This is a genomic window from Otariodibacter oris (assembly GCF_009684715.1).
In the GTDB taxonomy this organism is placed as follows: domain Bacteria; phylum Pseudomonadota; class Gammaproteobacteria; order Enterobacterales; family Pasteurellaceae; genus Otariodibacter; species Otariodibacter oris.
On the sequence record NZ_CP016604.1, the window covers coordinates 923,142 to 947,862 of the forward strand.

Sequence of the window (24,721 nt, forward strand, 5' to 3'; positions counted from 1 at the left end):
GGATAGAGAAATCAAAACAAGAAGAAATGCTGATGATGTTCAGTAGATTTTAGAGAGGAGATGACGTAGGCTTACCATCGCCTTGTTCATTATGTTTATGAGTTTTTAATGATACACTGCCTGCCTTCACATCGCCAGTAGTAGAAAAACTACCATCTTTTTGTTGAACAGGTCCTGAAAAACTCGCACCATTACCACCTTGCACTGCCATGCCTGAGTTACCATTAATTTGACCTTGTGCGGTAAATACTTGAGAGGTTTCTAAGGTTGGGGTAAAAAATTTTGCTTGGCTTAAAGCTGTAACTTCGTAGTTTTTGCAATTAACTTTAAAAGTATCACAATCAACTTCAATTACACGACCTTCTTTTAAAATAATAGTACTACCGCTTTTATCATAAACGGCAACCTCACCATTCTTTAACCCTTTAACTCTAAAGCTACCATGCTCTGTGGCAATCACAACACTATGTGTTGTTTCGCCCCCCATTGGCAATATTACCGCTTCGGTATTCTCAGGCGGAACAGAGGTAAATCCGAAGTGTTGCATAAGCTCAATATCTTGCAAAACTTCGCCTGATAACCCTGTAGCTTGAGAAAACTGGATAGCACTTTGGGTTTTTGTTACCTTTAAACTCCCTCTAAAAGCCAATCGCAAAGCATCTGTTGCAGATTTTCCAATTTGTTTTAATTGTTGAGTGAGTTTTCTCATTTTTATTTCTCCAACGCTAAATTAATCTTATCTTTCTTACTCTTTTTGCCTTTTTTACCTTTTCGATTTCTTGCTTTTTCTGATTTCGAAGAATAAGCATCTGGAGTCCAAACCCCATCTTGTTTTAACCTTAATTCCGTTTGTGTTCCATTCATTCTGGATAATAAGAATCGCCGACCCATTAAGAAAAAAATCGCATCAACACCATATTCCTCAACAATGACATGCACTCGTTGACCAGCTTCCCATAATGTACCTTGCTCTGTTTTGTGATCAGGTACAACAATCGTTAAAGTAAACCCCTCTAATTGCCAATCAGATAATTGCTTTTTTGCTTGTTTTTTCAGTGCTTCCAAATCCTCAACATCACTTAATACAACGGTTTTCGGTTTATAAATTTCCATATCTTCATCTTTATAAATCCACTTCAAATCATTCTTGTTACTGTCTCCATCCCGACCATGTCGCTGCCCCAAAAAAGTCACTTCACTATAACGTTGCGTAACGTCATACACCAAACTGACATCAGAAAAGTTATTTCTTTCACCATTTTTCATGCAACAAAGCGTAGCGACAGGGGGAGATGAATAATCCGCCCCTCCTACAATAAGAACACCCGAAGAATTAAACCAGCAATGCAACCCAGCAGAATTGGCACAACGCATAATGGCTTCCCATGCACTTTCGCCAATATCAATATCGACCTTATCAAGAATAGGGTTATTTTCTGCCTTTAGCTCAACCTGCTTAATTCCCAATGGTTCAACAATTTTTTTTACAGCCTCTAACACAGTCAATCCTTTAACATTAGTAATTGGAGCAGAGCAATCCACTAAAATTGAAGCTCTATCTCTTCCATTAAGAGAGAATGTTCGTTCGCCTTTTCTTAAATAATGCCTTGTGTTATCAACTATACCTGTCATAACCAATTGTTGGTTAATGTAAACCTTTGCAGTCTTCCCCGAATAATCAGGAATTACCTCATTTTGCTGAGAGGGTACACCTAGCTCAAATTGGAAAGCATCAGCAGGAATTAAAAAATCGCTATCAATATTGTAGCTTTTCCAACTTTTATGCTGCTTACCATCAATCTCAACTATAATGTCATTTTGTATAAGCATTGAGCAAATCCTCCGCTTTAATAAAATTAGGCATAGCGATTTGGGGGTTTAACAAAAGTAATTCGTCAGCGCGGCGATAATCTTGGTAAAAGTGATGTGCAACTTGATGGATTGTGCCGCTTACTTCACTTTTTCTTACAATTAACGGAGGTTTTTTGTTAATTGTAGTAATCGCCAATAACTTAAATTTATGGACAATACTTTTTAATTCCTCAGTCAATTTTTCTGTTGCTTGATAGATTGCGGTAGTTTTAGCTGATTCACTTTTCTTTTGATCTTCATGCTGAATATGTCTAACCTTATTGATTAAATCCAAAGCATTTAACCTTACATCATGATTTAACTTCTCAATTTCAAAAGCGGTTAATATATCGCCTTTATCCTCTATTAATAACGTTGAGAATTGAATAAGCTTTATTGTTATAAAAAAATCAACAATTGCAGAAAAATAAATCACATCCCCTTCATTTAACTTTATAAGTTTAGATTTCCCATAAGTTTCATTTTTCACAAGATCCAAAGGAATTTTTTTTACTGCTGACGTAGCTTCATTTACATTTCTTATTTTAGATGTGGACGTTAAAGAGTATCTATCAGCCACGTTTGCCACTCCGACATCAATCATCTCTTTAATATTCAAAATAGCGTTGGCACTTTTCTCTTGATAAGATAACATTGATATAGCTGAAGATAATTTGTACTTATTTTTATCCAAATCAAAAAGCTCTCTAATACTAGAAAATGTCTCATGAATTGCTCCCCATGAGTTTAATAATCTTGATTTCCAGTTATATAACACAGACATACTAGAGACTGAATTAGCCCAAAAATTCATACCCAAATCAACAGTATCTTCTAGCTTTGAGATTAATTCATCAATCTGCCCAATTTGAGATTGGAATAAAAAAATAGGCTTCGCTGGCGTAGCCTCAATAAAATTCAAATCTAGAGCAACATAATCAACGTAATCAGCTTCATGTCGAAGTGATGCGGATGAGCAAATCATATTAGGCATTCGACCAAAAACAGGATGCACCAAAACATCAGCACCTTGTTTTTGTAACACGCTCACTAATTTGTTTAAATCAGTATTGTATCCTTCACCAAAGAAAACAGCCTGCATCTGAACAGTACGAGCATTTAAGCCCATATCCTCTAAATCAACGCCATCCACAAAAGGGTATGAATGCTCAACTAGCGACTTATCAAGAGAATCGGTAATACTTAACACATCAAATCGAACACCTCGATATGAAGCTCGTTGAATAGGAACAGTCCAGCCCATATTACCCCCTAATCGCTTCATTAAATAAGTATTGAGACTGAGCCTCACCCACAACTCGACCATCTAGCTCCACAGTAATTCGATTATCAATCACTTTAGATTGCTGAGACAATCCAACTTTTAAAGCTTCGCCAATGGTATTCCCCAATGTTGAAAAGCCATTCATTAACTCATTATTTCTCTGGGTTCTACTATCCATCTGCTCTTGAGAATATCCTCCAATCTCATAACGAGCTTGAGCAACCTTATTGTCCTGTGCTAAATAAGCCAAAGCATATCCCCCATAAAGAGGCTTGGTTTCTTTGCTCTGAATGGAAGGACCACCATAATAAAATGAGCTTTTAGTCTCGCCGTTGTTGTAAGCTTTTGCGAACTTAACTTTAGCACTTACTCGCTTTTCTTCTTCCATTTCAGATCTAGCTTGCTGGTAAGGCTGTTGTTCGCCAATAGCTCCAATCATCCCCAAATAACCAGTCCCGCTAAGCAATGTACTTCCTGCACCTAACAAGCGGCTAAGTCGTCCGCTTTTGCTTAAGCCACTACTTATTCCACTAGCTGTTCCTGCTACTGACGTTTTACCTATTCCACCTTTACCTCGACTAAGCAAATCAGGCAAGAAATCACGCCCACCAAATAATGCCATAGCACCTGCAGCAGTGACAGCCGCTCCAGCTAAAGCCTTCACGCTTTCTGTCGCACCAACTAATGCTGAAGTTAATTTTGGATATTCCTCACCATAATTCGCTAGTTTTTCAGCGATGTCGCCAGTGGCATCAGTAATTGAACGAAAAGATTCGATTTCTCCCATTTTTTTTACATTTTCAGCCTTTTGAAATTTCATAGCTGCTGTATCCATAATGAAATCAGCATCTTGTGCAGTTCCACCTAACGCAGATTGATAAGCTTCTTCAACATTCTCACTTGTTTTCTTTTGAGAGCGAACCCCATACAAGCCGAGCCAAGCTTGACGGTCAGCTACTAACTCACCAACACGTGAACCTTCCATATAGTCTGCGATTCGATTTAATGCTTCAGCACGATCTCCTTCTGTACTTGCATTTTGCAAGTCGTGAATTGCCTTTTGATATTCCTTATCCCCAACAAGAATATCATCAACAATAGACAAAAAAGCTTCTACAGGGCTTTTACCTTGCCCCATATAACCCGCCATGCTTGCCTTTAAATCCACCTCACGAGCTTTGCCGTTTTTGTCAACATAATCAATATTTGATGCTCGATTAATCGTATCTTGTGAATTTAACTTTGCTAAGAAATTCATGGTATTTGTAGCGGTTTCTGAACTTCCTCCTGATACATTGGTTACTTGTTGCAAAATCTTGAACATCTCTTTTGCCCCATCCAAACCTTTTAATCCAGCACCATTAGCAGCAGCGAACAATGATGGAGCGTACTGAGCCATATCCTTTAACTCAAATCCACCCGCTTTACCCGCAGCATTAGCGTAGTCAATAAAATCTTGAATTTGATTTTGCTCAATACCATAACCCAGTCCTGAATTCACCAAAGCAGCAATATCTAAGGTGCTTGCTCCTGTCGCTGTTGCATTCATTTGAATAGTAGGCAATAGTGATAACGCATCATCCACACTTACTTTACCTTTGGAGATTATTTCACTCAGAGCATCAATTACTGTATTTTCATCACCTCCATAACTCATAGCGGTTTTGATTGCTTGATGAATATTCTGCATCCCTTCTTTTCGCCCAGCTTTATCTCGGTCGGAATAGGCGGTGTTTGCCAAGTAAGCCAATTTCAAATCATAATTTGCAGTGGATTTAATTGGATCAGAAATTAATCTCGCACCCACCCCAATTCCCGCAGTTAATGCCATTGCACCTCGCGCCATATTCCCCATACGCTGACCAGTAGGCATTTTTCCCATTTCTGCATTAAGTTCTTTAACCCGTTGGCGAGCGACATCCTGTGCTCGAGCTATTTCGCGAGCAGATGCAGTTCCACTTCGTGCTAAGCGGTTATATTGAGCAACAGTACGAGAGATTTCGCGCTGAATTTGACGCTCAGAGCGAACCCCTAACCCCTCTCTTGCTCGAGCTAATTGCTGGCTGGAGTAAATCGCACTACGATTAGCTTTATTGGTAACTTGTTCCGTCTGCTTTACAGTTTGTTGCTGAACCCTTGCTGTCTGCTTTGTGCTGTTTTCAATTTCTTTATTCGATTGCTTAACTTTTTGTGAAACACCTTGAATTGCTTTACTTGCGTAATCTTGCACTTTTAGCAACAAGCTCATCGTGAAGTTTTTAGCCATATAAACCCCATTTAACTGCTATTAAAAAAGGGCATAACGCCCTTTTATTTATCCCCTTGGTTTTCGCATTGAAAAAATTGTGCTGTTAGATTCTTTTTTACTAGAATCAGATGAACCATTAATACTGTCTATATAACACTTCACCCAGCTAGTCGCCTCAAGGTGTGACATATTCCATACACTTTCTGCATTAAATCCCACCTTGACTAATATCAACACTGTTTTTTGATAGTGCTGATAAGCTTCTTTTAATCCGTAATGCGTTAAACTTTTTCCTTTGGTGCTAAATTCTCCCCAGCACCTTGCCGCTTTTTTCTCAAATCGCCAATCTGAGCAAGCACAAGGTCATAATCATCGGTGGTAAGATTATCTAACAGAAATTGAGGAGTGAGTTCTTCAGCAGGAATACCTTCAATATTCAACTGTTGAGCAAGATATGCCATATCGATTAGAGGGCGGCTCTTAATATCATTCCTGTCAATATTAAGCGATTCAAGCATATCTAACGCTTGAATTTCCCTTCCAATAGTTAATAAACTCACACTAAAATCATAATGCAACTCATCTTGATAATAGACACCAAGCAATAATTGACCTGACGACGTTAACTGCATTATTCTTCCACCTTATTCAATGCACTTAATTGAATATCAATCACGGCCTCATTATCCACAGTGTAACTTTCACCCACTTCGGTAACAAAACACCCTAGATAAGATGTTCGTTTATCTGAATTATTAAGAGGGTAAATAGTTAATTTTGCATCATCGATTCCCGCCCAATCAATCTCAGAGCTATCAGTAGGCATAACTGCAGAAACCGCAATCGTCCATTCTTTAATGCCTTTAGCAAATCCTCTCGCTCTACCTGAGCTGTTCATTGTTTTCACGAGTTTGCGACCTGTAACCTCTCTTGGGTCACATTTTGTCACCTCAATTTCTCTACCATCCACCTCGAGCACGATAGAGCCAGCGTATTTCTCAGCCATTTATCCCTCCTACCTATAAAATCAAATCAATGCGATTAGCCACAACGTGTAAACCATTCACCACATCCGCAGGAATTGCAGTATCGAGCCTATTCGCATCTTGTCCATTGCGGCTTACAATCAACTTGCTCTTATGCTCATCAACACGCTCTACAACCTCCAGATCTTCTAATCGATAAAGCACATCCAAGATTTCAGAACGCACCTGTTTAGCGATTTTGTTATGTAACTTAGAGCGAGGGAAACGTAGCTCAATACGTTGCTCAATCGCTTTTCTAACATAATCCATTGAACGAATAGTTGTTAAATCTAACCAACTTGGGTCATCTGTATTAGTCGCAGATTTCGTGTAAGTAGTAATAGCACGCATAATTCGCACTTTGAAATTCACAACCTCTAAAGGTGTCAAACCGTTATACAATGCTTGGTTAAACTCTGAGAATGTAGGGTATTGAGAACTATCTACGACTGACAACCCTTTAACCTCCAAAGTGTTTAAAGGTCTAGCTGGGTCTTCTTCACTTGCGATAATTGCCGCATAACCTGCTGCAAGTATCGCATTGGATTCAATCGCTCCTTTATACCAAGCTACCGTAATACGTTCACTATTTAAACGAGAGGTAAAAGTAATACCTGTTGCCATTGTTCCACGCCAAGACATCACGCCAATAGCTGGCTTTTTCGCTGTAGGGCTTGAAACGGATTCCAAATGTTCACGTAACGCACTCGCATTTGTTTCATCCACAAAAGGGGAAACTATGATATTAAAATGCTCACCCGCAACACTAGCTAATGCTCCAGCTAAACTAGCGTTTTGCTGTCCACCCGCTAGGGCAGTAAGTGAAATAGCAACATCAGCAACAGCACTTGGTGCATCAAGCTCAATTTCATTACCGATTTCCCCTTTGGATTTTGCTGTAAGCTTTAACCCTTTATTGCTACTATCTGCATCAATAGTCGCCAATACAGGACAATCTCTCGCGCCATTAATTACTGCCATCAATCTATTAGCTAATGCAGTATCAGACTCACCTTTAGCGATTGCTAATGAATAAGGGACACCACTTATTTTTAAAGACATCACCCCTGCATTAGACGCTGTGCCATTGAATGCAACTTTACCAGTAGCAGCAACACCTGCACGGTTATCTTTTAAACCAACAACAGTCAAACGGATATTGGGGTTGTTACGCAACGCTTGACGAACCATCAAGTGAGCCCAAGAACCAGCCCCAAACTCTTCTTCAGCTTGAGTGTCGCTGAATATTTTGATTGGTGAGCTAAATTCTGTTTCAATTTCTTTAGTTTGAGGTGCAACAATTAGCACTTCTTGAGGGTTTACTGGTAACGAATTAACCGCTTGCTTTGAATTGTATTCTGAATAAACCCCCGGCTTTCTAATTGATGTAGGGATGCTATCAAAGACAATATTTGTCATTACTTTTCTCCTGATTTTGCATTTTTTCGACCAGAACTAACCGCTTGCTCTTCAACAAGCACCAAATCACCATCACTTAAACGACGGTGGTAATAAACTGAATCCTCAACCTCCACCACTGCATCACCTACAATATAATTGTATGGTTGATTTTCCATTGGCACTTTCACACCATCTACTGCTTTAACTTTCATGTGTCACCACCTCAAACTCTACTTTTGCATCGCTATTTGGGTCAAAGATACCCCCATTTACTTGAACCAACTCACCTTTAGGTTGATCCAATTTTCCATGATATTTTTTAAATAAAACCTCATCCCCTTCACCGACAGGGAAACAACCATCATCAAGGAATTTATCCTCGTCATACCGCACCTCGAACTCAATGGTAAGTGCAGATAACTTTTCATTACGCACCTCTGCGTTATTCCAAATTGTTCTGATTCGCTTAGGTTGGATAGGAGCAACTAAGCCATCTAACGTCTGATTGATAAGCAGATACTTAACCGCGTCAAGCAACTGGTTCACGCCAATCTCATTAGACGTTAATCCACCTTTTCGACCTGATTCCTCACTACGCATTGAGCGAGCTAAGACCAATACAACAAAGGTGTTATTCGCAACGTATCGCTTACCTCTCATACCCATAGATTTCGCATCAAAATCCGAACCAGCATAAGATACTAAGCACGCAGGCAAACGTCTTACATTTAAGTTTGCATCATCAATTTCACCCGCATAACTTCCTACGGAATAGACGAGTTTTCCAAGCCCTAAACGTAATCGCTCAATCAACGCATTTTCAATTTTTGTGATCATCTCCGCTCCCTTGCCCAAATTCGAGAGCCACCATTAGCGAACTGCACCGCATCATCAGAATCATTATTCTCCAAGTCATCTTCGCCTTTATTGCCTTCAACCCCTAATGCAACAAGCCCCTTAGCGATATTTTCCAATTCTTTTAAACAGAATTTATAGCGTTCAATCACTTCTTCAGTAATTGTTACCCCTGACATACTCGTTAAGTAATAACGAGCAATATCGCAACAAATTCTGGTTAAAATAGATGGAGTGGAATTGAGCGGTAAGCTGTATCGACCCACCAAATACCCGTCGATCTGACTAGATGCATCACCTAATGCCATTGCGAGAATACCTGAATCAACCACACCCAAACGCTCTCTATCGGTTAATTCGATTGCCTCTTGTTCACCAATACGCAACAAGAAATCTTCAGGTGTGGCATAATTCATTCGCATTACTCCGTTACAGGTACAACATCAAGGTAAAGGTCGCTAACTAACACTCTAATTTGCTCAGGTGTTAAATTATTACTTTCAATTCTCACTGGTTCATCCTTAAAAAACCGATAACCACAGCGACCATAACTGGATTGAGGATGAATTGCTTTCAATGTAATATCAAAAGCAACTGGCTCAATAACATCATTACCTTCTTTGTTTTCTGGATTCTTTTTTGCCATTCCTTACCCCTTATTCCACAACATACGCACTAACAATCACTTTCAACACACCTTTCAATGGATTACTTGTTCCATTAATTACACTTGATTCAAATAATTCACGTGCGGTATATTCCAAAGAAGGAGGAACTACAATAGCACTTGGACGAATATTGAGAATTTTATCTCCGTCACCTTTTAACTGACGCATGCTGGCAATAACTTCTTTCACTACATCAATAGTTAATTCTGAATCCTCAACTCGATGCATTAACTGCCAAAATCCAAAGCCAGCATTTCCGCGAGCACGAATACCCCACAAATAATCATCTTCCATAAACACTTTATCTGAACGAGATGGGTCAAACTTCGTCTCAATTTCAGGTTTAGTGCGCTCTTGCCAAATTAATGGCTTAAGAACATTTGTTGCATCCAAAATATAAAATGCAGGCTTACCTGATTTCGATCCTGTAGTTAAGTTACTTTGAACAGTGTTTGTACCTGAGCCATCCACATTCTGATAACAAGGGTGATCGGTATCGAAGAAGTTTTGTCCGTCATAGCAAAGAGTGCTTTTCCCTTTTTTTAACAACCCAAACACTAAATCATCAGGTAACTCTGCCGCACTTTGCCCTGCTTGCTTAACTACTGGAGCGTATAACCCAACTTGATCATCTTCAATATCAGTACGAGGGATTGAAACAGTACTTTCAAATTTTTTATTTTCAATGCTCATTGCTTGCGCTTGCATTTTTTGAATTTGTCGCTCACCAACCCATTCTCGCATTTTAGGAAATTGCCCTAGCCAACCATAAGTATTGATTTTGGTTGTCGAATTCGCTTTCATTGCAACACTTTCCCATTGAGAATCAACTAATGCCAATCCGCTTTTAAACTCTGTTTTAAATGCCACATCAAGCGCATTTAGTAACTCTGATTTTTTCATTATCCCTCCACGTACTTAGATAAATATTCTTCAGGCGTTATCCCCATGGCTTTAGCTGCTGCTATTTGCCCATCAGATAATGCAATTGTTTGCTTTTTATTAGGGGCTTCACCGCCAGACTGCATACCTTGAGCGACGGAGTTAGGCGAAACTGTTTTTAAGTAATCGGATAAAGCGATAAGGTCTTTTTTACCCAAATCCTCCGCCCATTTTTTCTGAGCAGGCAATAATCGCCCATCTGATAACGCTGTTTGAATTAACTCATTACGCTCTTTATCATTCACTTGTTGTCTGAGTGTGTTTAGCTCTGTTTGTACCGCTTGCAAATCACTTAATGCCACAAACTCGGCAGGGTCAGGTGAACCTACTTGAGCAGATAAAGCCACTTTTTGTGCTTCAACTTCTTTCAATTTCCCATAGACTTCTTTTAATGCAACAGGCGAATCACCTTTTGTTGCAGAAAGAGCAGTGAGTTCTGCTACTACTTCCTCATCACTTGCTTGTGCAGACAAGCCAAGCAATGCGATTGCCATTGCTTTAATTTTTTCTTTCATTTCATTACCTTTATCAACGGGTTCTAGATATTGTGAAAACTGGCTAGACAAAGCCATTGCCTCTTTAAGATTATGCAGAGCAGGGCGATTGGTTAGGGCTGCATTTAGCACCTTTACAACACGACCATCAGCTTCAGCCAAAAATAACGGTGAAATGTAGCGATAAACATCAGTCTTGATTTCATTTACTGCTTTATCTGTCCACTTCACATCAGCAAACAACCCTTCACCTGATACATATTCCGCACGAGTTATCCAACCCGCAGCAGGATTGCCTTTACCATTCTCATTTACATACAAAGTCTGATGCTCATAATCAATCATCAAATCAATCTGCAAGTTATTAATATCAGTTGCTAACTGATAACCATTAGAATCATCTACATACCATTCTCCTTGTCGTCCATCTTGCGGGCGAAACCATCCAAAAGGGAAAAGCTGAATACGACCATTCGCCTCTTGTGATAATTTAAAGCTACAAGCAATGGGATTAAGCTTGAATTTCATTGAAACCTCAAAACAAAATTTAGAGGTTATAGAGTAGAGGATTAAGAAAAAATAAAACTGATGATCAAGTTCAGTAGAAGATAAAAAGTAGAAATAAAATAAGAGAAAGGATACAAACCCATTTTAAAACGTTTTAAACCCGTTTTAAATTGTTTTAAAAATTTAAGAATGATAAATCATACCACTAAAAGCAAAATCGCCACAATGGGCGATTTAGAGCGAAATAGACAATGTTCATTTTAGAATGTTCTGGAAGTAGCTTTGAACATCGTCGTAAATATCTTCTTCATCTTGCGAAGTAAGCATTAAAAATGGACGAGCAGGAATTACAACCTTATCAGTCATTACCCATTTATCCCCAATCCTAAATACAAGATATTTGCCTTTTTTGGGTTTAATTACTCCACCGAATTGATGAATACGCGCATAAGGCTCATTTGTTCCGACCACGGCAGAATCATCATCATAGGACTGCTGAATGCTATTTTTTAAATTTCCTGTATCATTCAATGGAGTACCTTTTCTATGCTTAACACCCAACCAAGCAGGACGCCCTCCCGCTTCAAAATTATTCACCACCGCGGTTTGCATAGTCCCAGCTATATCTCTCATTAATGGTCCGCGATGAATAGCTTTATCTCTTAATTGCTCCAATGTTGCAATAATTTTATCCGCATTATTGATTTTTATTTCAAGCATTGTTATATTCCTTAGAGGTCACTAGAAAAGCGATGAATCTCCCTGATCGCAAACGAGTGGTTGAAAGAGTACCATAGTTGTGTGTAGGTGTGGGGAGCCCTACCTAGTGACCATTAATTTATTCCATTCTTTATTATCCATTCTTCTTAGGGATGCAATAAAAATCTCACCCTCTAAGGGTTTTATTATTGCACTATATTTTTTCCCATGTATGTCTTTTATGAACTGGTAACGCTTATCCTTTGCTAAAGTAACTTTATCTGGATTACGAATTAGATCTGGTAGAATAGTATAATCATTAATGCCAAACGATTCGTTAATGCGACTATTAAACTGTTTTAATAAAGTATCATCGGATAACCACACCGTAGATACGGAACTATTTAACTTTTCTCTTAAGTTTTTAGTTAATATTCCCACCGCAAACTTATACTCTTGCCTAATATTATTACTAACAAGACGCAATTGATCGTTGTTTAATTTTCCAACCAATCCTAACTGCTTTTTAACTTCATTCATCTCCTGCTCAAGTCGAGAATAATCTAATTTAAAAATATCCCCTTGCATTTCTTTTTTAGCAAACTCATGTGCAAGTTCTTCAGGATATAACTCAAGATTAGGTTTATAAACCCGTCTCCCAACATTATGATCAAAACCATTATCTGTCACTACAACTGAACCATCTGCTAGTTTTAATCCTTTTGTGATTTTTTTCTCACCTTTACGCGGTTCAATAACAGCATCCACCATTATTGATTTACTGTTAGAAACCTGAAGATGATTTCTATCCAAATCCCTTTGTTTTAATGCCTTAACACTGCATCGACAATTAAAGCCATTGGGAGGATAAAATGTAGCCCAAAAAGGATCGTCATAACGAAATACTAAGCCATGCATAGAAGCATGACGAGGACGAGTTCTACTATCTAAAATAGCACTATATTGCCAATATGGTCGATTATCCACATTATCCATCAGCTGCTGATATCTTTGAGCTGATAATGCTGATTGCATATTGGTTCTATAAATAGTTTCCAGCCTACGAGGTGAACCAAACACTTCACCCGTATTTGAATCAACAATTAAGTGCTCCTTACTTTCCTTATCGTAATGAGCAGTCCACCCTTTACGCTCAAGCATTGAATGAACATCTTTTACCCAATCTGAATAAAATTGTCCATCACGTTTAGCATCTGCCATTGATTGGTAAATATTAGCAGTTAATTCCAAGCTGGATAAATTAGCAATTCTAGCCGCTCTTGCTCTAGCTGAATTTTGTAAACCTTCTTTATCTAAATTTTTAGAAAAAACTTTTTTGCTTTCGAGAAATTCAATCGCTTTTTTTGGCTCAAGATCTAAGGCAAATTTAATACCCATTATTTGTATTTTCTCCTGCACCAAGTAACTCAGAAATAAAGATAGCTTTATTCAAATAATCAAAATGTTGCTGAGAATGCAATTTAGGGTAAAGCTCTACAAGCTTTTCACTTGCTTCTTCATAACTACGACAACTATGTAACACGGCTACAACTTGTTTAATCATTGGGTCTAGCTGTTTATTGAAATCTATTTCAAGTAAAGCCTTATCAAGAGATTCATCTATAAACACTTGTTCATCAAAGTCATCTTTTGCAGACAACGCATGCACTTTTCCACCACACCCACAAGGGCAACCTAGTCCATCCCATTGCTCCTGTTTAGGTAATTTTGCCGACAATCCGACCGCTTGCGTTTGAGCAACTCTAGCAAGTATTGCATCACTTTCTTGCACCTCAGGAATCCCTAGCTTTTCTCTAGCCCATTCAACAGGGATAGGTAAGCCTATATCAACCAGTTTCGGCAAACTGTCAGCGAACAAGGCTAAATCAGCCGTTTCTTTTGTATCAAACTCAAAAGAAGGAATGCGATTCGGATCAACATTCGGAAAATTTAATAGCAAGTAAGGCAGAATAATCTGCTTAGTGAATGTCTGCCCAAGCTGTTTCACATCAGAAACCAGCAAATCGTGACGCACCTCGTTATGGACTTGACCTAGCGCATTTGTGGAGCTTTTTCCATCTGCACCACTGGTGAGCGTTTGCCCTAAAATCAAACGGGCAATGGATTTCTCACACCAATCCACCATACTTAAGAATGGATTGCTCCCAGCACTACCTGTGGCAACATTATGCAATTCAACACTCATTGAATCAGGCATAATACCTGCTGCATTATGCCCAATTTCCACCAACGCTCGTTTTAATGTATCTTTTTCTTGTCGCGTCGCTCCTGAGCCATATTTACCAATGCGAATTGGCATGCCGTATAACTCTAAAAACTCAGCAAAATCATAAATAGAATAATGCTTGAACATATACAACCAAGCCAGCGTTCTAAATAAGTTGTTTCTTGCTGCTTGCGTTGAGCGAGATTTATGAGTATGAATCACCCAACCATACGGACGTAATGGTTCGCCATTAGGGTTATTTGGTGTTTTTAATAAAAGGTTATCCGTCTTATCCCACAAAAACCAAGACTGAGGACGATGAATAAAAGCCCTTGGATACCAAACCTTACCATTAAATGCCCAATCAACTTCTAACGCAGAAAAACCGTGACCGACCGCATCCATGCAATCCATTACCAAATCTTCAAGCTGGCTAAATTGATGAAAGAAATCACGCACCTCATCACACAACTTTTCTTCTTGAGGTGTAGCATCTCTAGGGGCGACGATACTCCAATCCACCCCTAAAGTCGCTCGTTTGCGTGTTTGCAGATTAGAAAAGATAGAGGAATCTTGCTCCTCAATATCCATAAATAGCTCGTGCTGAGCGGTAATATCGCCATTTTCTGCATCTTCAAAAATGCGTTTCATTTTAGACGGATTAATTCGATAACTTGGATGGTCGGATAATACTCGACCTGTTCCAATAATCTCCGCATCATCCGTTTGAAGAGGATTACCTTTATCCTGTTTTAAAACCTGTTTAAACCTTTTTAAAATATCCATTAAACCACCGCCTTAATGTCGCCATTTACTTGAGTAATCCATATCATCATCAATAGACTCCCATTCAATAGGCATTGATGAGCTAACCGCATTTCGCCAAAGCATTTCCAACGCATCAGGACCATCATCATGATCGGCTTTCGGGAAATGCTTTAACTGGCTTTCAAGCGTGCTTTGCGAGCGATGCAATAAAATTAAGCCATTGGCAATATGCGGTTGAAGGCTTTCAATCCGTAGCATCTTATCTGTATTAGGCTTAGTCGCCGTCGCTGGCACAGGCTTTCCTCGTTGGGCGGAACGCTTAACCAACTCCGTTTGTAAAAACTCTTGAAATTGCACCGTTTCCACAAACCAGCGGTGACAGTTATATTGACTATGTAAACGGATCACATCCTCGATAATCAAGTCAGGCAATCTTTTCTTAATTTGCGCCTCAATTACGTACAACTTACCGCTTTCACGATGATAACCACCCACAAGAATTGCCGAAGGGTCACGGCTTGCTCCAGCTTTACCCATAGACGGATCTAATGCTCCAAAGTAAATTAAATCTTCAGGTAATTCTGTCCAATACTGGAGTGAGTTCGCAAAAATGGCATCATCACCTGAAACAGGATCATTTTGATACTCGGAATCAAAAGCTGAATGCCCATCCGAAGCTCTAATTTTCATTAAAGCAAGAATAGGGCGAGCTAGCCAAGACACTATTGAACCCTTATCCATCTCCGCTTTGTGTTGGTAATAGAACGCATCAGAAAGCGAATCATCATCACCATCTTCAGATAGGTAAATATTTTCCCATTCGTCCCATAACACCATATTATCTGGATAACGCAGTACAGCTTTAAATCGAGTTTTTCGCCATCCTTTTGTACTTAGAAATCTATTAAGAACACTATCATAATGAAGAATTGTGCCAACATAGATTACATCAAATTTCTCACCTGCCGCCCCTAATTTCAGAACAGCTTTCAAAACCCAATTATGCAACTTATCCCTTTGCGCAGGAGTTTCTACACTTTCGTCATTCTCAATATCATCTAATACAACCAAATCAGGGCGATAAGCTCCATGACGTCTTCCTCTTAATTTTTGTCCAGCCCCAACCGCCTCTATTTTTTGTTCATGACTTGTTATAATTACACCTGCACGCCAAACTCTTCCTTGTGCCAATTCAGGAAAATCAATTCTTAGTCGTGGATTAGATTCTATTTCAACTTTAATAGCTTCAAGCATACTGAATGCTTGCTCCTTTGTATCCATGGCGATGATAATGTATTTTTTTAATTGACAAACCAAGCACCACAAAGGAAAGAGTTGAGTGCATATCGTTGATTTAGCTTCGCCTCTGGGGGCTGCAATTGCTTGACGAACAGATTTATCCTTTTGAATAATAGAATCAGGTAAATTTTTAAACAAATACTCATGCAGTTGAGATTTATGCTCCGAACGGACATAGTGAGGGAAGTAATTATTAACAAAGTACTCAAATCCCTCTTTTTGATTAAGAACCTGTTGCCTACGCTTAATAATATCTTCTGATTTATCACTCCAACCTTCATAATTCGCGTCAATAGATTTCTGCAAATCAACCCGAAGAGCCTCTAACCCTTTTTTAAAATCCTTGAAGTTCATTATCTATCCTTAAACGCTTTGCCAAAATCACTTTCTAACTCAGACATAATTTGCATAAAATCAGGTAATAATGCTGGCTTTTGTTGTTTGACCTTATTCGCAAACATCTCCACCACTTTGAGAGCCGTAGCCATTTCACTTACAGACGGAATCAGCTTTTTACTTGAAGCGGTCATTTTCGCAAAGGAATCAGCTAATCCTGTTAATAATTCAATCTTAGTCGAAGGGGCAATATCGCTTTTCTCCAGCTCATCCATTACAGTTTTATATTGAACCACAAAGCCACTTAATAAGCCTGTTGCCAAAGCCTCAACATCACCACCCACCATTACTTGAACATCACGAGCCTTATCCCAATCATCACCTGCTTTCAACGCTTCATTCTTCCAGCGACGAGCCGTACCAAAAGAAACCCCAGCTTTTTGAGCGGATTGCTCTAGTGAAAAACGGTCAAAAACATAGTAACGTCTTAATTCAACTCTTACTTGTGGATCGTGTGCCATTCCTACATCCCGAATTTCATACGTAATAATTCAAAGCCAATCGCAGCTAAACCACCACCTAGACCACCAGCAATCAAGGCATCTTTGCGATTTTTCTTAGCCATTTCATCCACAAGCTTCTTAGTTGCTACCACCTCTCGACGTAATGCCTCAATTTCCACATTCTGTCTATCAACCTTGTGATTAACCTCAGAAACGGCTAACAAAATCTGATCTAACTTACCTTCCATAGCTTTTTGCTCTTGTTTTTTATTTCTACGACTCATTGCTTATCCGCCTTTTTGTCTAACTTTGCATTAATTTCCCGCATCTGATCTAAAATCATATCCAACCTTTCTTGTAAGGAACGATTTACCTCACGAGCCAATTCCTTCGATTGGTATTTATCTTCAACTTCACGCTTTAGCTCTTGAATGCTGGCTTCATTTCGATTGATTTTATCGACTACGATTTTGATACTAAAACCCAATACAGGCATCACTACAAAAGAAATCAACATCTGAAAAAGTTTGTCATCTATCATAGCTTTTCCTTCTTGCAAATTTCCTCATAAACCAAATTATGATTAAGTACCTGCCGTTTCGTTTCTGTTGTGTCTTTGAGGCTTGGATAGATAAAGCCAAATGCACTACATCCCGTTACCGTCACTTCTGAACCAGTCGTTGTTTTGCAACTGATTGTCAATATCGCCACCAGACAAAGTCCGATTATTTTCAATGATCTCTTTAGCTTTTTTTGCATCATCCAACTCCTTCGTAAGTGCTTCATTTCTTCTTTTCATGTATTTATTTTCTTGATCTAATCGATTGGATTTCGCTTTCAAAAAGCCAATATAAAACCCAATAATAGACAAAACCCCTGCCAGTCCACCTATTAAATATGTGTTAATCATCCTGTTCTCCTTGTTGTCTAGGTCTTCGAATTGCATTCGCAAAACCTTTTGTTGCAACACCACCTCCACAAAAAATAGCGAAGGTCATGAAAAGCTCTGGTGTATAGACTCTGTCTAAATACACGCAGAAAGCTAGAATAATTGCCATTAAAATGGCGCCAAAAAACTGAATAAATGAGGTCGTAGATAAACGACCGTTGTCATTTGTGATTAATTCAGCAAGTTTCATTAATTACCTCCGCTAAATAAATATTCCAATGAGACACCCCAATAAAACGCCTACCGCAACACCTATCGCACAAGCTACCAAAATAAGAAAAGTAATAGCTTTATCAAAGTTACCTAAAAACATTAATTACTCCTTATTTATTTTTTATCTCGCCATACAACATAGTGATACTTGATTTGATCACCAATACAAACACCTATGGCTTCGCCAACCTTAAATAACAATCCAATAGCGATTATTCCAAAAACAAAACTTAAAACTGTCATAGCCATTCCTTAAATTCCTGTAAATCCACTAATAACCCCACACCAAATAAAAATAAGAGGCTACGGTTATCCCTTTGTTAAGGGCTTTATTGCGTTTTGCGTTATTGCTCATTTTTCTCATTTTGCTACTCCTTAAATAAGTGATCTGTATTAACAACTTCTTCGGAATCCAACCAATCCCAAACATCAAAACAAGGGCAATCTTTTACCCACTCGTTCTTTGTGATTTTTCCATCACCATTCAAATCAGGCGATAAATCACGATGCCCATATACTTTAGCTTTAGGGTAACGAGCCTCAAGGTTGCGAATTAAGGTATGCAGAGCGACCCATTGCGCTTTGGTGTACTGCCCGTGATTCTTACCTTCAGCAGTAACTCCACCCACAAGACAAATACCTACTGAATTAGAATTATGTCCTTTAACATGAGCTCCTATTTCACCCACTTGGCGACCTGTTTCCACTGTGCCATCAATATCAATCACAAAGTGATAACCGATATGTTTAAGATGAGAATTGAAGTTACGGACAGCATGAACGCTACGCTTAAAGCCTCGTTGCTTATGCCAAGAATCAATAGCTTGTGCAGAAGTCGCACCATTGCGTTTTAAAGTTTTGCCATTGCGAGTGGCAGAGCAATGCACGACAATTTTTAAGATTGGAAAAGACATATAAAAATACCCCCAGTAAATATAACTAGGGGTATTATTGAAAACTTAAGGGAAATCAGACAGGTGATGGGGTTCAGTAACTAGAACAGGCTTTCTTGCTCAAGGCTTGATGGCTCTTGTAAAACCTTCCACGCAAAGCGTTCTGAAATGCCATATTTAGGACAAAGCTCAAGCATAGCCAAATTACCGCTTATGCCTTTTTCTTTTTTGATTTTTTCAAACTCTGCTCTAAATTTTGCATTGCGTAAAATTCGCAATGCAGCATCACATCTTGGAATATACAACCGCTCACGGTTGAAATGTTGCCGTAATTTTGTGGCAGAATCAAGCCCAATCACATCAACCAACCGCGGAAAATACTGTTTGCCTAACGAAAAACTGAAATCAACCCCACCGAAAGACTTGATCACATTCTCAGTCGCAGGAAACCCCACCACTTCAATCATCTGTTTTACCACATCAGGCAAATAAGCCTCCACGCTTGCTAATTCTAATTCACTCATATTATATCCTCTTAACTCACTACACCACTGAATTATCAGATACAATTTTAAAAAGTGTGAATATTACTCGGTAATTTTTTGCAAAAAAATGATAAAAAAAAGACCGCTTGTTAGCGGTCTTTTGAAGAAATATACGAGAGAAACTTGACCCAACTTGTGTAAGTCATATCTGCATGGTCAGATTGATCTATTTCACACTCCCACCTTGCCACACTTCGCCAGCTTCTAACTTCACAAATATCTGCAACCTCTTGTTGAGTGAGATCACGTTCCTCTCTTAACCTTCTAAGGTTTGCTGGGGTGTAACCAAGCTCAAAATCACCATTCACTTTTCTTTGCCTTTTCTCTAGCTAAATTCCAAGCTTTTCCTGCTTGAGTGGCAATACTTTGAGCATTTTTAATTTGGTCAAAAGTCATATTTTGAGGACGGATAATTAATTTTCCGTCCCACACACCCTTTTCTTCAGCCTTCACAAACTGAAATACCCAACCATCTTCATGAGTGGCTAACCTTTTTTCTAGGTCAACATCCCATTTACCTTTCCAACTTCTATTAGGGTGATTTGCCATTACTCGTCCTCAAATTCCACTTCTTCAACTTCTATTTTGAGAAAAGGAATTATATCAGGATCGCACGAGTTTATCTCGTTTTCTAATGTAGAAAAAATGTATTCTTCTTCTTTTGGCGAAAATGCAGTGATTCCGATACTTTCCATTACTGTTTTGTTAATGAATTCCGCTGCGTCTTGTGGGTAGATTGAATTTACTGTTGAAGTCACTCTGAATTCTTTAGCTTTCATTTTCTTTCTCCGCCCCTGATATGCCGAGGCGCGCATTGTGGGATAACCACGCTTTAACCTTTGATGCGGTTATTATATGTATTTTAAATACATATTACAAGAGTTTTTTTAACTTTTTATAAAAAAACAAAAAACCCCGAACAATGTCGGGGTTATGCAAAATAATTCGTAAAAAATTACCACCATATCATCGTATCACGGAGATGATAGAAATAAGCAACAGCTTCATCACGATCAATTGTTTCCATAAGCCTCTTTGATTTTCCTGTTTTTCGATTTCTAATTGAAACAAAACACTTATCATTACACGAAACATACGCATCACAACGCAATTCAATATTACGCGCCACCCTAATTACTTCTAAATAATAATTCTTCATCCTCACCCCTTAAACTCTTTTCCCATCCCGTTTAGCTTTAACCGCCAACATTTGAAGCACTTTTCTAACTTGCTCATCTGAACACCACTGCAAGCGGTTAATTCCAAACGATCTTTTGCAAATAGCGTGAATATAAGCCCAAGGCTTTCCATCACTTGCTAAAAATGCCTCAATTTTATCTAGTGATTTTTGTCTAGTTTCATTACTCGCACTTGCCGTAGGACGTTTACCGAACTGTTTAGATTTCACTTTAAAGCCTTTTTTCTTCATTGCTTTTAACACTAAATCTAATTCAGCATCACTCATCACTGAGCAACTATGCTTATCGACTACCTCTAACAAAAACCGAACATAGGTATCCTGATCCATTTTTAATTCATTTTTACCGATATGAATTTTTTGAATTAACTGTTTTCTTGATTGATACATTGATATGTTCCTCTTAGTTGCTCTTTTAACTTCCTCCACCCCTCAGCAAACTTTTGCTGTTGCTCTGGCGTGATTTCAGGGGGGGGGAGTTCTTTAAATTCTCGTTTAGGCATTGCCTCCAATAGTTGCTTTGGGCTGGGGAATTTATCGCAATTTTGAGCTAAATACATAAACGCTGATTCAAATCTTGCTCGGTCTAGCTCTTTATCCCACGTTTTCTTATAAGTAATTACCCTAAACCACGCTTCTAATGTGGGTTGAATCGCATCTTCTGGTGGAGCGTTCTTTAATCTTAAAAGAAGTAGCATAGACACACCTGAGGCAAGCGACTGTTTTAGCCATTGTTCGCCCATTGCATTGCTCCTTGTATAGCGGTTACTGTTTTTGATGTACTCACATTGTCATTTTTTACTGCTTGAACAACTGAAAGGGCTTGATTTGCCGTTTTAGGCTTCCAGTTTTTGATGATCTCAAGCAAATAACCGTGACTGTTAAGCGGTAGCTTTAAATCCTGACGTTTCGCTAGAACACTTTCAAAACCATATACCCAAGCCTCTACTGGAGCAGGGTAATATTGACCATCTCGACTAATTTGTTGTGCTGTAATCATTGGTTGCAGCTCATTAAGTAGCGTTGTCACTCTTTGGAAGGTTAAAGCTGATTTTGAGGGGCGAAACAAAGCCAAATAACTTACAAGCTTTTTGCCTAAATCCCCATTAAGCAACAAAGCAGCATTTAAAGCCTCGCTTGCTGCATCGTGGGCAATCAACGCATCCAAAGAGTTCACAGCACCGCACGCAGGGCATTTCACTCTCATTTTATTTTCTCCCGTTAAAGCTGATTGTGCTGTATTCTTGATTTGGCAACTTTTATAAGAAGTTGATACTCGGTTTTTACTCTCTTGTCATGCACTTTGGCTGATTTTTCAAGGAACTCATCAACTGTCCCATAAAAACAACCTATTGTTGCAAGAAGATTACCTGCTTTTCCCTTAAAAACAGTTAATGTGCCATTTTCTGTCCCAACGTGCGAGAACCAAATTATATCCGTTGAATTATAAATCTTAGCATCACCAGACACTATAGCATTACCATAAACCTTGGTATAGAAACACACATCAGCATCACCTCGCACCAACGCATTACCTCTTACGCAAGCACGACCATGCACACAAGCATTGCCGTACACGAAAGCATGATTATATATGCTAGCTCGCCCATACACTTGAGCATTACCATATACCTGAGCATTACCTGACACAGAAGCGCGACCATACACTTCCGCATAGCCTCGCACTTGAGCATTACCTGACACTTCCGCATAGCCTCGCACTTGAGCATTACCTGACACTTCCGCATAGTCTCGCACTTGAGCATTACCTGACACTTGAGCATCACTATAAACACTGGCATTACCACTCACATGAGCATCGTCATAAACCTGAGCATTGCAATACACCCAAGCATTGCCTTTATGAGATAAATTATCTTCTGATTGAACAAAACCACCAAGATCGCCTTTATTTACCTCACCAAAACTTTTCAACGCTTTTATTCTGTACAACTTAACACCATTGCTTAACGTAAGTGTCTCATCAGTTAATTTGTATTTCTTATCCATTTAACCTCCTTAAAAAAACATTAAAAAATGCGGTCATTTTTTAATATTCTCTCTAATCAAACCGCCCCAGCATTAAGCAAATAAGAAGGTTTTGTGGGGCGGTGGGGTTGATTGTGTTTACATAACTGTCTCCTTTTTACTAAAAATTTCCAAAGCTACTTTTGTTTTCATTTTCTGGAGTAATCTCAAGGTATCATTTAATTGAATCAAGGCTAAATCATAGTCGTCAGCCTCAATCCAATCTTTCGCTTGATGAACCCCCTCTGCAACATCAAGAAGTCTTTCTTTTAACATTTGTTTTTCTGTATTTTCCATAATTAATCCTTAGTTATATATCTCGATAAACTTAGAAGAAGCACACATAACATACCCAACAGAAACTCGATGAACGTGATATTCGTCTTCCTTGTTGGGATTAATAACTACAATATAAATGCTCTCATCTTCTTGATACATTTCCCAAGCAGCGTATTGATCTTCTAAAATTTCTTTAGCGATAGCCCCTGAATCAAACCCTACTTCAGCAACAAAGCTATCAAACCACTCATCTTCACCGTCACTTAGAGCTTTTAAAATATCCTCTTTTGTTGGTTTTTTATCGAATGTATCGAATGTAATGTACTGAATATGCATAACTCACTCCCCCTAAAACGATCTTATTGTTAATCGTTCACAAAAATCACAACGGTGAACACACCATTCCTTATTAGCCTCATTAGGAGCAAGCTTTGATGCATAATTCCATTTATTACTCGCTTCTTTATAATCTCCTTTTCTTTCCGCATAAGCTGCACCTTCGGTTGCGTATTTAAAGCGAGCGGATTCACTTAAAACCATTGGTTTTTTCATAAAAACTCCTTATTAATTAACGTTAAAACACATTATGAACGCCCCTCAAATTCGATTTAAAGAGCGTTTAAATGGGTTTTAAAGCCCCGCAATATCTAGCGAAATTGGAATGTATTTACCTTGAGCATCACGCTCATAGAAGCGAATGTAATCTTTACTGCCAACTACTTGAACGCTATCGGAAATAGCTTTCATTGCCTCTGTCCAGCGTTCGTCTTGAATATCAACTCGACGAAGAGACAAGATTCGTTGCGTACTCAAATTCCCCTCTTTATCAACTTGGAAGGCATCATTGATTAACACTTTCAACTCAGGACGAGCCTCACCCGACCACTCGTGCAGGCATTCATCAATCAACGCTTTAGCCGCTTGAATACGCTCATCAAAACCTACTCGCTCACTAACAGCCACTTGTAACTTAAGCTTTCCATCAAAGCTTAATAAAGTGGTATTGCCTTTTCGCCCACCAAGCTGAACACCATATTTTTCCGCAGACAGCTCTATAAACGCTTGAACATCAGCAGAAACCTCAGCTTTGAACTTTTTCATCTGGGCTTGAAGTTCTTTGGCTTTTTCAATAAAACCATTAACCAATTCATCACGCTCTTTATCAATGTCTTTTATTAAGTCTTCAGCCATAAGACGCCCTTGTGCATCTTCCCAGTAGTTCTTGCCATCAATTTGTGTTTTCATTTTTTTTCTCCTTCATCAAAATCAAAAGCACCAACCATATCTGCTATTTCCAACATTGCATCAAAAGGGATTTCGCAGTACTTTTTATTCTCTTTAACTCTTATTTCAATACCTTTCGTACCTTCTACTATCTCAAAAGACAAATCTCCATCAGGGCGCTCAGCTGCTCCTTGTCCAATTCGCTTAACTAAAGAAAACCCTTTTCTTTTAGTTTTTACTTTTACGCCTATCGAATCTAGGTACTCCTTTATAACTTTCTTCAT

General features: G+C 38.8%; 37 protein-coding genes. All 37 read right to left on the reverse strand.

Annotation, left to right across the window (positions count from 1 at the left end):
• Nucleotides 1–49: 49 nt before the first annotated feature.
• Complete coding sequence (locus A6A10_RS04190) at nt 50–709, reverse strand: phage baseplate assembly protein V (protein ID WP_121121668.1); 660 nt, start codon at nt 707–709, stop codon at nt 50–52.
• A gap of 2 nt (nt 710–711) precedes the next feature.
• Entirely contained in the window at nt 712–1,830 is a 1,119-nt protein-coding gene (locus A6A10_RS04195; protein ID WP_121121666.1) for a phage baseplate assembly protein, read from the reverse strand.
• Nucleotides 1,814–3,115 (reverse strand): DNA circularization protein, encoded by a 1,302-nt coding sequence (locus A6A10_RS04200; protein ID WP_170143751.1) that lies wholly within the window; start codon nt 3,113–3,115, stop codon nt 1,814–1,816. Before A6A10_RS04200 ends, A6A10_RS04195 begins: the two co-directional genes overlap by 17 nt.
• A 1-nt stretch (nt 3,116) precedes the next feature.
• Nucleotides 3,117–5,402: a phage tail tape measure protein gene (locus A6A10_RS04205; RefSeq protein ID WP_121121662.1), complete on the reverse strand. Its 2,286-nt coding sequence runs from the start codon at nt 5,400–5,402 to the stop codon at nt 3,117–3,119.
• Between the two features lie 263 nt (nt 5,403–5,665).
• Nucleotides 5,666–6,016 carry a hypothetical protein gene (locus A6A10_RS04210; RefSeq protein ID WP_121121660.1) on the reverse strand — a complete coding sequence of 117 codons (351 nt, stop codon included), beginning with the start codon at nt 6,014–6,016 and terminating at the stop codon, nt 5,666–5,668.
• Nucleotides 6,016–6,390 carry a phage tail protein gene (locus A6A10_RS04215; RefSeq protein WP_121121658.1) on the reverse strand — a complete coding sequence of 125 codons (375 nt, stop codon included), beginning with the start codon at nt 6,388–6,390 and terminating at the stop codon, nt 6,016–6,018. Before A6A10_RS04215 ends, A6A10_RS04210 begins: the two co-directional genes overlap by 1 nt.
• A 13-nt stretch (nt 6,391–6,403) precedes the next feature.
• Nucleotides 6,404–7,828 (reverse strand): phage tail sheath subtilisin-like domain-containing protein, encoded by a 1,425-nt coding sequence (locus A6A10_RS04220; protein ID WP_121121656.1) that lies wholly within the window; start codon nt 7,826–7,828, stop codon nt 6,404–6,406.
• Complete coding sequence (locus tag A6A10_RS04225) at nt 7,828–8,022, reverse strand: DUF2635 domain-containing protein (RefSeq protein WP_121121654.1); 195 nt, start codon at nt 8,020–8,022, stop codon at nt 7,828–7,830. The genes A6A10_RS04220 and A6A10_RS04225 overlap by 1 nt, the downstream gene beginning before the upstream one ends.
• Nucleotides 8,012–8,647, reverse strand: coding sequence for a phage protein Gp37 (locus A6A10_RS04230; protein ID WP_121121652.1), 636 nt, complete (start codon nt 8,645–8,647; stop codon nt 8,012–8,014). Before A6A10_RS04230 ends, A6A10_RS04225 begins: the two co-directional genes overlap by 11 nt.
• The gene (locus tag A6A10_RS04235) at nt 8,644–9,081 is read right to left on the reverse strand and encodes a gp436 family protein (RefSeq protein ID WP_121122279.1); all 438 of its coding nucleotides are present in this window, start codon (nt 9,079–9,081) and stop codon (nt 8,644–8,646) included. The genes A6A10_RS04230 and A6A10_RS04235 overlap by 4 nt, the downstream gene beginning before the upstream one ends.
• Before the next feature lie 5 nt (nt 9,082–9,086).
• Nucleotides 9,087–9,311, reverse strand: coding sequence for a hypothetical protein (locus A6A10_RS04240; protein ID WP_121121650.1), 225 nt, complete (start codon nt 9,309–9,311; stop codon nt 9,087–9,089).
• Nucleotides 9,312–9,321: 10 nt separating this feature from the next.
• A complete protein-coding gene (locus A6A10_RS04245; protein ID WP_195759402.1) occupies nt 9,322–10,236 on the reverse strand; it encodes a Mu-like prophage major head subunit gpT family protein in 915 nt (304 codons plus the stop codon).
• A complete protein-coding gene (locus A6A10_RS04250; RefSeq protein ID WP_121121646.1) occupies nt 10,236–11,297 on the reverse strand; it encodes a phage protease in 1,062 nt (353 codons plus the stop codon). Before A6A10_RS04250 ends, A6A10_RS04245 begins: the two co-directional genes overlap by 1 nt.
• Nucleotides 11,298–11,531: 234 nt before the next feature.
• Nucleotides 11,532–11,996, reverse strand: coding sequence for a phage virion morphogenesis protein (locus A6A10_RS04255; RefSeq protein WP_121121644.1), 465 nt, complete (start codon nt 11,994–11,996; stop codon nt 11,532–11,534).
• Between the two features lie 99 nt (nt 11,997–12,095).
• On the reverse strand, nt 12,096–13,373 hold the full coding sequence (locus tag A6A10_RS04260; RefSeq protein ID WP_121121642.1) for a phage minor head protein: 1,278 nt from the start codon (nt 13,371–13,373) through the stop codon (nt 12,096–12,098).
• Nucleotides 13,363–14,988, reverse strand: coding sequence for a DUF935 domain-containing protein (locus tag A6A10_RS04265; protein ID WP_121121640.1), 1,626 nt, complete (start codon nt 14,986–14,988; stop codon nt 13,363–13,365). Before A6A10_RS04265 ends, A6A10_RS04260 begins: the two co-directional genes overlap by 11 nt.
• 12 nt (nt 14,989–15,000) lie before the next feature.
• Complete coding sequence (gene terL, locus A6A10_RS04270) at nt 15,001–16,623, reverse strand: phage terminase large subunit (protein ID WP_121121638.1); 1,623 nt, start codon at nt 16,621–16,623, stop codon at nt 15,001–15,003.
• Nucleotides 16,623–17,126 carry a DUF1804 family protein gene (locus A6A10_RS04275; protein WP_121121636.1) on the reverse strand — a complete coding sequence of 168 codons (504 nt, stop codon included), beginning with the start codon at nt 17,124–17,126 and terminating at the stop codon, nt 16,623–16,625. Before A6A10_RS04275 ends, terL begins: the two co-directional genes overlap by 1 nt.
• 2 nt (nt 17,127–17,128) lie before the next feature.
• Nucleotides 17,129–17,392 (reverse strand): hypothetical protein, encoded by a 264-nt coding sequence (locus A6A10_RS04280; protein ID WP_121121634.1) that lies wholly within the window; start codon nt 17,390–17,392, stop codon nt 17,129–17,131.
• Complete coding sequence (locus tag A6A10_RS04285) at nt 17,389–17,649, reverse strand: hypothetical protein (RefSeq protein WP_121121631.1); 261 nt, start codon at nt 17,647–17,649, stop codon at nt 17,389–17,391. Before A6A10_RS04285 ends, A6A10_RS04280 begins: the two co-directional genes overlap by 4 nt.
• A gap of 105 nt (nt 17,650–17,754) precedes the next feature.
• Nucleotides 17,755–18,018 (reverse strand): DUF2681 domain-containing protein, encoded by a 264-nt coding sequence (locus tag A6A10_RS04290; protein WP_170143750.1) that lies wholly within the window; start codon nt 18,016–18,018, stop codon nt 17,755–17,757.
• Nucleotides 18,011–18,247, reverse strand: a complete 237-nt coding sequence (locus A6A10_RS04295; RefSeq protein WP_121121627.1) for a DUF2644 domain-containing protein — start codon at nt 18,245–18,247, stop codon at nt 18,011–18,013. Before A6A10_RS04295 ends, A6A10_RS04290 begins: the two co-directional genes overlap by 8 nt.
• Nucleotides 18,248–18,384: 137 nt before the next feature.
• Nucleotides 18,385–18,519 (reverse strand): hypothetical protein, encoded by a 135-nt coding sequence (locus A6A10_RS09660; protein ID WP_257792061.1) that lies wholly within the window; start codon nt 18,517–18,519, stop codon nt 18,385–18,387.
• A 119-nt stretch (nt 18,520–18,638) separates the two neighbouring features.
• Nucleotides 18,639–19,184 carry an N-acetylmuramoyl-L-alanine amidase gene (locus tag A6A10_RS04300; protein WP_121121625.1) on the reverse strand — a complete coding sequence of 182 codons (546 nt, stop codon included), beginning with the start codon at nt 19,182–19,184 and terminating at the stop codon, nt 18,639–18,641.
• 80 nt (nt 19,185–19,264) lie between these two features.
• On the reverse strand, nt 19,265–19,687 hold the full coding sequence (locus A6A10_RS04305) for a Mor transcription activator family protein (protein WP_121121623.1): 423 nt from the start codon (nt 19,685–19,687) through the stop codon (nt 19,265–19,267).
• A gap of 318 nt (nt 19,688–20,005) precedes the next feature.
• Nucleotides 20,006–20,257 carry a hypothetical protein gene (locus A6A10_RS04310; protein ID WP_121121619.1) on the reverse strand — a complete coding sequence of 84 codons (252 nt, stop codon included), beginning with the start codon at nt 20,255–20,257 and terminating at the stop codon, nt 20,006–20,008.
• Entirely contained in the window at nt 20,257–20,487 is a 231-nt protein-coding gene (locus A6A10_RS04315) for a hypothetical protein (RefSeq protein ID WP_121121616.1), read from the reverse strand. The genes A6A10_RS04310 and A6A10_RS04315 overlap by 1 nt, the downstream gene beginning before the upstream one ends.
• Nucleotides 20,488–20,663: 176 nt before the next feature.
• The gene (locus tag A6A10_RS04320) at nt 20,664–20,867 is read right to left on the reverse strand and encodes a hypothetical protein (RefSeq protein ID WP_121121614.1); all 204 of its coding nucleotides are present in this window, start codon (nt 20,865–20,867) and stop codon (nt 20,664–20,666) included.
• 9 nt (nt 20,868–20,876) lie between these two features.
• A complete protein-coding gene (locus A6A10_RS04325) occupies nt 20,877–21,296 on the reverse strand; it encodes a gp16 family protein (protein ID WP_121121612.1) in 420 nt (139 codons plus the stop codon).
• A complete protein-coding gene (locus tag A6A10_RS04330) occupies nt 21,272–21,649 on the reverse strand; it encodes a hypothetical protein (RefSeq protein ID WP_121121610.1) in 378 nt (125 codons plus the stop codon). Before A6A10_RS04330 ends, A6A10_RS04325 begins: the two co-directional genes overlap by 25 nt.
• On the reverse strand, nt 21,631–22,113 hold the full coding sequence (locus A6A10_RS04335) for a hypothetical protein (RefSeq protein ID WP_121121608.1): 483 nt from the start codon (nt 22,111–22,113) through the stop codon (nt 21,631–21,633). The genes A6A10_RS04330 and A6A10_RS04335 overlap by 19 nt, the downstream gene beginning before the upstream one ends.
• 14 nt (nt 22,114–22,127) lie before the next feature.
• On the reverse strand, nt 22,128–22,916 hold the full coding sequence (locus A6A10_RS04340) for a polymer-forming cytoskeletal protein (RefSeq protein ID WP_121121606.1): 789 nt from the start codon (nt 22,914–22,916) through the stop codon (nt 22,128–22,130).
• Between the two features lie 117 nt (nt 22,917–23,033).
• Nucleotides 23,034–23,231: a hypothetical protein gene (locus tag A6A10_RS04345; protein WP_121121603.1), complete on the reverse strand. Its 198-nt coding sequence runs from the start codon at nt 23,229–23,231 to the stop codon at nt 23,034–23,036.
• Between the two features lie 9 nt (nt 23,232–23,240).
• Complete coding sequence (locus A6A10_RS04350; RefSeq protein ID WP_121121601.1) at nt 23,241–23,549, reverse strand: hypothetical protein; 309 nt, start codon at nt 23,547–23,549, stop codon at nt 23,241–23,243.
• 12 nt (nt 23,550–23,561) lie between these two features.
• Nucleotides 23,562–23,765 carry an ANR family transcriptional regulator gene (locus tag A6A10_RS04355; RefSeq protein WP_229583622.1) on the reverse strand — a complete coding sequence of 68 codons (204 nt, stop codon included), beginning with the start codon at nt 23,763–23,765 and terminating at the stop codon, nt 23,562–23,564.
• Between the two features lie 78 nt (nt 23,766–23,843).
• Nucleotides 23,844–24,458, reverse strand: coding sequence for a DUF3164 family protein (locus tag A6A10_RS04360; protein ID WP_121121599.1), 615 nt, complete (start codon nt 24,456–24,458; stop codon nt 23,844–23,846).
• On the reverse strand, nt 24,455–24,721 hold the full coding sequence (locus tag A6A10_RS04365; protein WP_121121598.1) for a hypothetical protein: 267 nt from the start codon (nt 24,719–24,721) through the stop codon (nt 24,455–24,457). The genes A6A10_RS04360 and A6A10_RS04365 overlap by 4 nt, the downstream gene beginning before the upstream one ends.

Excerpts from the sequence above, each read along its gene's own strand:
- A6A10_RS04220 (WP_121121656.1), bottom strand. The coding sequence starts at position 7,828 with ATGACAAATATTGTCTTTGATAGCATCCCTACATCAATTAGAAAGCCG.
- A6A10_RS04320 (WP_121121614.1), bottom strand. The coding sequence starts at position 20,867 with ATGAAGAATTATTATTTAGAAGTAATTAGGGTGGCGCGTAATATTGAA.
- A6A10_RS04230 (WP_121121652.1), bottom strand. The coding sequence starts at position 8,647 with ATGATCACAAAAATTGAAAATGCGTTGATTGAGCGATTACGTTTAGGG.
- A6A10_RS04210 (WP_121121660.1), bottom strand. The coding sequence starts at position 6,016 with ATGCAGTTAACGTCGTCAGGTCAATTATTGCTTGGTGTCTATTATCAA.
- A6A10_RS04235 (WP_121122279.1), bottom strand. The coding sequence starts at position 9,081 with ATGAATTATGCCACACCTGAAGATTTCTTGTTGCGTATTGGTGAACAA.
- A6A10_RS04335 (WP_121121608.1), bottom strand. The coding sequence starts at position 22,113 with ATGAGAGTGAAATGCCCTGCGTGCGGTGCTGTGAACTCTTTGGATGCG.
- A6A10_RS04325 (WP_121121612.1), bottom strand. The coding sequence starts at position 21,296 with ATGTATCAATCAAGAAAACAGTTAATTCAAAAAATTCATATCGGTAAA.
- A6A10_RS04190 (WP_121121668.1), bottom strand. The coding sequence starts at position 709 with ATGAGAAAACTCACTCAACAATTAAAACAAATTGGAAAATCTGCAACA.
- A6A10_RS04295 (WP_121121627.1), bottom strand. The coding sequence starts at position 18,247 with ATGAAACTTGCTGAATTAATCACAAATGACAACGGTCGTTTATCTACG.
- A6A10_RS04290 (WP_170143750.1), bottom strand. The coding sequence starts at position 18,018 with ATGATTAACACATATTTAATAGGTGGACTGGCAGGGGTTTTGTCTATT.
- A6A10_RS04265 (WP_121121640.1), bottom strand. The coding sequence starts at position 14,988 with ATGGATATTTTAAAAAGGTTTAAACAGGTTTTAAAACAGGATAAAGGT.
- A6A10_RS04275 (WP_121121636.1), bottom strand. The coding sequence starts at position 17,126 with ATGGCACACGATCCACAAGTAAGAGTTGAATTAAGACGTTACTATGTT.
- A6A10_RS04200 (WP_170143751.1), bottom strand. The coding sequence starts at position 3,115 with ATGGGCTGGACTGTTCCTATTCAACGAGCTTCATATCGAGGTGTTCGA.
- A6A10_RS04360 (WP_121121599.1), bottom strand. The coding sequence starts at position 24,458 with ATGAAAACACAAATTGATGGCAAGAACTACTGGGAAGATGCACAAGGG.
- terL (WP_121121638.1), bottom strand. The coding sequence starts at position 16,623 with ATGAACTTCAAGGATTTTAAAAAAGGGTTAGAGGCTCTTCGGGTTGAT.
- A6A10_RS04350 (WP_121121601.1), bottom strand. The coding sequence starts at position 23,549 with ATGCATATTCAGTACATTACATTCGATACATTCGATAAAAAACCAACA.
- A6A10_RS04340 (WP_121121606.1), bottom strand. The coding sequence starts at position 22,916 with ATGGATAAGAAATACAAATTAACTGATGAGACACTTACGTTAAGCAAT.
- A6A10_RS04255 (WP_121121644.1), bottom strand. The coding sequence starts at position 11,996 with ATGCTTGAAATAAAAATCAATAATGCGGATAAAATTATTGCAACATTG.
- A6A10_RS04280 (WP_121121634.1), bottom strand. The coding sequence starts at position 17,392 with ATGAGTCGTAGAAATAAAAAACAAGAGCAAAAAGCTATGGAAGGTAAG.
- A6A10_RS04285 (WP_121121631.1), bottom strand. The coding sequence starts at position 17,649 with ATGATAGATGACAAACTTTTTCAGATGTTGATTTCTTTTGTAGTGATG.
- A6A10_RS04240 (WP_121121650.1), bottom strand. The coding sequence starts at position 9,311 with ATGGCAAAAAAGAATCCAGAAAACAAAGAAGGTAATGATGTTATTGAG.
- A6A10_RS04250 (WP_121121646.1), bottom strand. The coding sequence starts at position 11,297 with ATGAAATTCAAGCTTAATCCCATTGCTTGTAGCTTTAAATTATCACAA.
- A6A10_RS04315 (WP_121121616.1), bottom strand. The coding sequence starts at position 20,487 with ATGAAAGCTAAAGAATTCAGAGTGACTTCAACAGTAAATTCAATCTAC.
- A6A10_RS04195 (WP_121121666.1), bottom strand. The coding sequence starts at position 1,830 with ATGCTTATACAAAATGACATTATAGTTGAGATTGATGGTAAGCAGCAT.
- A6A10_RS04300 (WP_121121625.1), bottom strand. The coding sequence starts at position 19,184 with ATGTCTTTTCCAATCTTAAAAATTGTCGTGCATTGCTCTGCCACTCGC.
- A6A10_RS04330 (WP_121121610.1), bottom strand. The coding sequence starts at position 21,649 with ATGGGCGAACAATGGCTAAAACAGTCGCTTGCCTCAGGTGTGTCTATG.
- A6A10_RS04355 (WP_229583622.1), bottom strand. The coding sequence starts at position 23,765 with ATGAAAAAACCAATGGTTTTAAGTGAATCCGCTCGCTTTAAATACGCA.
- A6A10_RS09660 (WP_257792061.1), bottom strand. The coding sequence starts at position 18,519 with ATGGCTATGACAGTTTTAAGTTTTGTTTTTGGAATAATCGCTATTGGA.
- A6A10_RS04345 (WP_121121603.1), bottom strand. The coding sequence starts at position 23,231 with ATGGAAAATACAGAAAAACAAATGTTAAAAGAAAGACTTCTTGATGTT.
- A6A10_RS04205 (WP_121121662.1), bottom strand. The coding sequence starts at position 5,402 with ATGGCTAAAAACTTCACGATGAGCTTGTTGCTAAAAGTGCAAGATTAC.
- A6A10_RS04260 (WP_121121642.1), bottom strand. The coding sequence starts at position 13,373 with ATGGGTATTAAATTTGCCTTAGATCTTGAGCCAAAAAAAGCGATTGAA.
- A6A10_RS04225 (WP_121121654.1), bottom strand. The coding sequence starts at position 8,022 with ATGAAAGTTAAAGCAGTAGATGGTGTGAAAGTGCCAATGGAAAATCAA.
- A6A10_RS04245 (WP_195759402.1), bottom strand. The coding sequence starts at position 10,236 with ATGAAAAAATCAGAGTTACTAAATGCGCTTGATGTGGCATTTAAAACA.
- A6A10_RS04305 (WP_121121623.1), bottom strand. The coding sequence starts at position 19,687 with ATGAGTGAATTAGAATTAGCAAGCGTGGAGGCTTATTTGCCTGATGTG.
- A6A10_RS04365 (WP_121121598.1), bottom strand. The coding sequence starts at position 24,721 with ATGAAGAAAGTTATAAAGGAGTACCTAGATTCGATAGGCGTAAAAGTA.
- A6A10_RS04215 (WP_121121658.1), bottom strand. The coding sequence starts at position 6,390 with ATGGCTGAGAAATACGCTGGCTCTATCGTGCTCGAGGTGGATGGTAGA.
- A6A10_RS04310 (WP_121121619.1), bottom strand. The coding sequence starts at position 20,257 with ATGGCAAATCACCCTAATAGAAGTTGGAAAGGTAAATGGGATGTTGAC.